This is a genomic window from Candidatus Omnitrophota bacterium, assembly GCA_040755155.1.
GTDB lineage: Bacteria > Hinthialibacterota > Hinthialibacteria > Hinthialibacterales > Hinthialibacteraceae > JBFMBP01.
Window position 1 is genome coordinate 66,232 of the sequence record JBFMBP010000113.1, and the last position, 6,016, is coordinate 72,247.

5 protein-coding genes are annotated in these 6,016 nt (G+C 54.7%); 3 read left to right on the forward strand and 2 right to left on the reverse strand.

All coding sequences use genetic code 11. The annotated features are described in order from the left end of the window. The first annotated feature begins 253 nt into the window (after positions 1–253). Genes AB1656_17325 through AB1656_17335 form a run of 3 tightly spaced genes read left to right on the forward strand, consistent with a single transcriptional unit; the run spans position 254 to position 4,955 of the window. A complete protein-coding gene (locus tag AB1656_17325; GenBank protein MEW6237146.1) occupies positions 254–1,975 on the forward strand; it encodes a GspE/PulE family protein in 1,722 nt (573 codons plus the stop codon). Positions 1,976–2,006: 31 nt separating this feature from the next. Beyond that, a complete protein-coding gene (locus AB1656_17330) occupies positions 2,007–3,095 on the forward strand; it encodes a type IV pilus twitching motility protein PilT (GenBank protein ID MEW6237147.1) in 1,089 nt (362 codons plus the stop codon). Between the two features lie 54 nt (positions 3,096–3,149). Further along, positions 3,150–4,955 carry an ATPase, T2SS/T4P/T4SS family gene (locus AB1656_17335; protein ID MEW6237148.1) on the forward strand — a complete coding sequence of 602 codons (1,806 nt, stop codon included), beginning with the start codon at positions 3,150–3,152 and terminating at the stop codon, positions 4,953–4,955. An 81-nt stretch (positions 4,956–5,036) separates the two neighbouring features. On the opposite strand, the gene AB1656_17340 is transcribed toward AB1656_17335, so the two are convergent. Further along, complete coding sequence (locus AB1656_17340; protein MEW6237149.1) at positions 5,037–5,822, reverse strand: transposase; 786 nt, start codon at positions 5,820–5,822, stop codon at positions 5,037–5,039. Further along, on the reverse strand, positions 5,795–6,016 hold a 222-nt coding region (locus tag AB1656_17345; GenBank protein MEW6237150.1), incomplete at its 5' end, for a hypothetical protein. The genes AB1656_17340 and AB1656_17345, both read right to left, overlap by 28 nt.

The window sequence follows — 6,016 nt, forward strand, 5'->3', positions numbered from 1 at the left end:
GACGCTTCCTTTGTGGCGGCGATATACTTCTATCGAGACAGATTGTTAAGAAACATATTCCGCGCTTTTCGAACCGCGCGCTATGCGGTTCTTTTAAGCTGGAGAAGGCGCCTGGCTTACCCAAAGAAAAACGAGTTTCTATAATTCCACCGTGGTTTTTCTCCCGTTCGCCGTAAAAAGGGAATGCTTGGGCGGGAACGGTAAACCCATTATCCTCCGTCTCAGAGACTGTCTGAAAAAGCGAGAAAAAATTATGGCGAATTACGAAAAAGAGGCACCCGTACTGAACGGCGCTCCCGCCGAGGGAGAGATCGAGAAAAAAGATATCCAGTATCAGCTCGAGGAAGAGAGCGCCCAACGGCTGCAGGACGTGGATTACGCCACGGTAGAAGTCGGCCAGGAGGATATGCTGGAATCGCTGGCGCGGCAAGCCCACATGGATATCGTTTCCTTGCGCGCCCGCCGCCTGATGCCGGATGTTGTGAATCTGTTGCCGGAGAAGCTGGCTCGGCGCTACACCGCCATCATTATCGACCGGGAAGGCGACGAAATCACGATCGCCATCAGCGATCCCTTCAATCTTGATGCGAACGATGCGCTCAATTTCCGCTTTACGGGGATGACGATCCACTGGATGCTCGCAAGAGAAGACGAGATCCGCATCGCCATCGAACGTTATTACAAAGGCGACCAGGCGATCGTTGAAGATATGCTCGCCCAGATCAGCGAAGACGATAAATTCGGCGTGGATAAAAGCGCCAAAACCTACAAGGAAATGTTGCAAGAAAACATTGGGGTGGACGATGAAGGTCCGATTATGCGCTTGGTGGACCTCATCTTCGAAGAGGCCGTCCGTTCGAGGGCGTCGGATATTCACTTCGAACCGTTCGAAGATAAATTCATCGTCCGGTTCCGCATCGACGGCGTGCTTCACGAAATCCAATCTCCCAGCAAAAAATTGCAAGGTCCGATTCTCTCTCGTCTCAAACTCATGAGCGGCATGGACCTATCGGAAAAGCGCGTACCACAAGACGGACGCATCCAGAAGGTGATCCTGGGCCGTCATTTCGACTTCCGCGTCTCCGCGCTGCCCGCGCTTCATGGGGAGAGCGTCGTTACGCGTTTGCTGGAGCAATCGGGCGTATTGCTCGGTTTGGAGCAGATCGGATTTTTGGAAGACAATATCGAAAAATTCAAATCGATGATCCGCCGTCCGCATGGAATCATCCTGATGACGGGGCCGACCGGTTCGGGAAAGACGACGACGCTCTATTCCGCATTGAACGTCATCAACAACATCGATACGAAGATTGTTACCGTCGAGAACCCGGTCGAGTATCAGATCGAAGGCATCAACCAGGTGCAAATCAACGACGACATCGGCCTATCCTTCGTTATGGCGTTGCGCTCCATCTTGCGCCAAGCGCCCAACGTCATCCTCGTCGGTGAAATCCGCGACTTGGAAACGGCGGAAATCGCCATCAGCGCCGCCATGACCGGACACCTGGTTTTCTCCACGCTGCACACGAACGACGCTCCCGGCGCCAACACCCGCTTGGTGGAAATGGGCATCAAGCCCTTCTTGGTCGCTTCCGCCATCCAAGCCGTTATCGCCCAGCGTTTGGTGCGAACCATCTGCAAGGAATGCAAAGAGCCATACGAACCGGATCTCCTCGTAATTAAAGACCTGGGCTTCAATCCGGACGAATATAAAGGACAGGTATTCTATCGGGGAAAGGGATGCGAGAATTGCAACTACACGGGGTATCGCGGCCGAACCGCCATCCACGAGGTTCTGGAAAACTCGGACGAAATCCGCGAGTTGGTTTTGCAAAACGCCACCAGCGACCAAATTCGCGCTATGGCCCGCAAGCAGGGGATGAGAATTCTGCGCGAGGACGGATGGCTGAAAGTTCTGCGCGGCCAAACGACAATGGTGGAAGTGGCTCGCATCACCGCCGCCGATGAAGCATAATTTTCGCAGCCAACCATGAAGGAGTGAAACCTTGGCAGCCATTCATAAAGAAAAAATCAAAATGGAAGACCTTTTGAAGATCGTTGTGGAGCGCGACGCTTCCGATCTTCATATCCGCGTAGGCCGGCCGCCGGTAATCCGCATCGACGGACGCCTGGAGGATCTGGGCAACGAACCCCTCACGCCCGACGAGACCGAATATCTCATGGCCAGCATCTCTCCCGATATGCACCGCGAGGCCATCTCGCAAATCGGGAGCGCCGATTACGGTTACGCTTTTCAGAGCCTGGCTCGTTTCCGAGTTTCCATTTTCCGGTCGATGGGCAACTATGGGATGGTGATGCGGTTGATTCCCTCCCGCATTCTTTCCTTCGAGGATTTGGGATTGCCGATTGAGGCTACCCGTGAATTGCTTCATCGCCCGCGCGGCCTGGTGCTCGTAGTCGGACCGACGGGATCGGGAAAAACGACGACCCTGGCGACGATGATCGATTACATCAATCGCAACCGCGATACGCACATCATCACCATCGAGGACCCCATCGAATATTTTCATCCGCACCGCAAATCGATCGTTACTCACCGCGCCCTTCATGAGGATGTTATCTCCTTCGCCGATGGTTTGCGTTCGGCGCTGCGGCAGGACCCGGACGTAGTTCTCGTCGGCGAAATGCGCGATACGGAAACCATGCAGGCGGCCATTACGGCGGCGGAAACGGGACACTTGGTTTTCGCTACGCTGCATACGAACAGCGCCTCCGCCACGATCAACCGCATCGTGGACGCCTTCCCTACCAACCAGCAGGAGCAAATCCGGATGCAGCTGTCGGTTACGCTGATCGCTTCCATCTCACAGGCCTTGTTAGGACGGGCGAGCGGCAAAGGACGCGTGGCCGCTTACGAACTTATGTTCATGACGCCCGCCATCGCCAACCTTATCCGCGAACGCCAGACGAACCGCATCCTCTCCGCCATCCAGACGGGAGGAAAATTAGGGATGATGACGATGGATACTTTCCTTTACAATTTATATAAAAAGGGAATCATCACGGCGGAAGATTGCATCGAACGCGCTCACGAACCGGATCAACAGCGTCAGAAGATTCTTTTCGATTCGTAGGATTTACCCCATAGAAGAAAATCGCATATCACTCCATTTTCAAGGATAGAAATTATGTTGGGATTGGGAAGAAAGAAATTCGCGGAGAAGCCGGAACCGGAGAAGATCGCCGAGATTGCCCCTTCTGCGCCGAAACTCTCCAGCGAACAGGTGGCGGAGTTTGTTGTAAAGGAATCTGCGGCAGCGGTGGGCGATTCGCGCTCCACGTCTTTTTTGGCGGAAGAAGAAGCCGGACAAGCGGTACGGGACGCCGTACTCGAACAAGTTTCCGAAGTCGCCGAGAAACAAGCCCAATATACGTCGGAAGAAGACCTGCTCTCCATCCTTGCCGACCAGGTGGGTATGGAGTTGGTCAAACTGCGCGATTGCGAAATCGACGAAGAAGTCATTAAACTGGTCTCGCCGGAATTGGCGCGGCAATACAAAGCCTTTCCAATATCTCTGGACGATGAGACGAACATTTTGACGGTCGCCATTTCCGATCCCTTGAACGTGCGTACGCTGGACGATCTCCGCATCTGGGTGGATCATGAAATTCGCGGCGTCATCGCAACGGAAGAGGAGATTCAAGCCGCCATCGACGAGTTTTACGGCACAGGATCGCAATCTGTAGACGAAGTGTTGCACGAATTGGATGCGGAGAATCTGCAGATCGACCTGAAAGACGACAGTTTCGGCAATCTGGAGAAGATCGTGCATGAGGCGCCGATCGTCAGGCTGGTAAATTTGATATTATTGCAGGCCATTAAAGACCGCGCCTCCGACTTGCATGTCGAACCGTTCCAAAATTCCCTCCGCATCCGCTACCGCGTAGACGGCATCCTGCACGAAACCGTTCCGCCGCCGTCCCACCTCGCCAACGCTATCATATCTCGTTTTAAGGTCATGTCGGGATTGAATATCGCCGAGCGCCGCCTGCCTCAGGACGGACGCGTCAAACTATCGATGGCGGACCGCAACGTCGAACTCCGCGTATCTTCCCTGCCTACCGTTAATGGAGAGAGCGTGGTTATGCGCATTCTGGACAGCGAGGTGATGAACCTGGGTTTGGAAAACATCGGGATGCTGCCCGACACGCTGGAAATTTACGACAAAATCATCCGGCAGCCCAACGGGCTTGTCCTTGTTACAGGACCGACGGGCTGCGGCAAGACCACGACGCTTTATTCCTCCCTGGCGCGCATTTTCAGCCCTATGCTCAAGATGATCACCACGGAAAACCCGGTAGAATACCAGATGAATGGCGTCGTGCAAGTCAATATCAACCAGGCTGTGGGATTGACCTTCGCCCGCTGCCTGCGCGCCATCCTGCGTCAGGACCCCGACATCATCATGGTGGGCGAAATCCGCGACTTGGAAACGGCGCAGATGGCCATCGAATCGTCGCTCACAGGACACATGGTGCTTTCGACGATGCACACGAACGACGCGCCGGGAACCTTGACCCGCATGATCGATATGAACGTGGAACCCTTCTTGATCACTTCGGCGGTCGAAGGCGTGCTTGCCCAACGCTTGATTCGCATCATCTGCCTCGACTGCAAGGAAGAATACAAGCCCGATCCCCAGCTGATCCTGGATATGGGTTTCAATCCAGAGGAAGTCAGGAACATCACGTTCTTCAAAGGAAGAGGCTGCCCCGATTGCAACTACACCGGCTATAAAGGACGCACGGGCATCTTCGAGTTGTTGCGCCTTTCCGAACCGGTCAAAGAACTAGTGCTGCAACGCGTCGCCAGTTCGGTTATCTTCCACCAGGCCAGAAAAGACGGAATGCGCACCTTGCGCGAAGACGGCTGGGAAAAAGTCATCCAAGGCGTCACCACCGTCGAAGAGGTGCTTTCTTGCACGGTTCATTAACCTAAAAACGGCAGTTGAGGAGCAGAATTCTCCGTCGAAAGCCTTTCTAGGCCACCCTGGCGATCCTAGTTGATTGGCGGTTCAGCCCATTTGCGGCAGCCATTTGGGGCGAGCAAGTATTCTTCCTTGCAGAAATTTCTGCAACGCCCGGCTCAAAATCAATCGCCACCGGTCTTGCCAATCCAACTGCTCCGCATTTCGCTTCAATTGAAGAAGGAACGCCGCCAATGACTTGAGTCGTTTTTGGATCGCCGCCGTTTTACTGTGGGCATTCGTAACGATCAACGTCGATTGCCCTCCGTGCCGAATTTGCTTAGCCACGCCCGTAAGCAGCAACGGACGGCTGGTCACCGCTTCCGCGTGTTTTTCTGGAATCGCCAAGCGCGCGAACAGCGACCACCAGTTGTAGATCAGGGCGATGGCTCGCGCCATGATTTGGCATCGCTTCATGTCCTGCGTCGTGCAGCCGCTCCAGCCCCATTGGTTTTTCAATTCGTCGAACATATTTTCCGCATCGCTGCGATCCCGGTAATGTTGGGCGATCGTCATGATCTCGTCCTCCAGGGATGTCGCCAGCACCGCGTATTCGTATTTTTTGAGAGGCGCCGCCGTCTTCATAAACGCCAATTCGGGTTGATCGGTTTTCGCCTTCTTCTTCTCTTGCTTTTTCCCCACTGTTTCCGGGGGAATCTCGCGGCGCAGCACCACCACCCGCCGCGATTTCGTCCAGCCCATCAACTGCAACTCGGCGTTCACTCCTTCCCACCCTTGCCCCGCCGCAACCCAATCCGCCCGCGTAAAGACCTCTTCCACCAACCGTTTGACATTGGGGGATTGCTTCAACTTGAACAAATACGCCAAGCCCACTCTTCCGCTTCCCTCATCGCCGTCTCGTTCCCCCAGGCGCAGTCCCCTCGCACAAACTCGGGCCAGGCCGCCTTCGGCAGACTGTCCAAAAACGACCACAAACGGGGCTGCGCATAGGAAGCGGCCGTTTGATTCCCCGGCTGCACTTCCACGTCCACTGCCAACCGCAGATTGGCGATGATGTAGGTTTGATA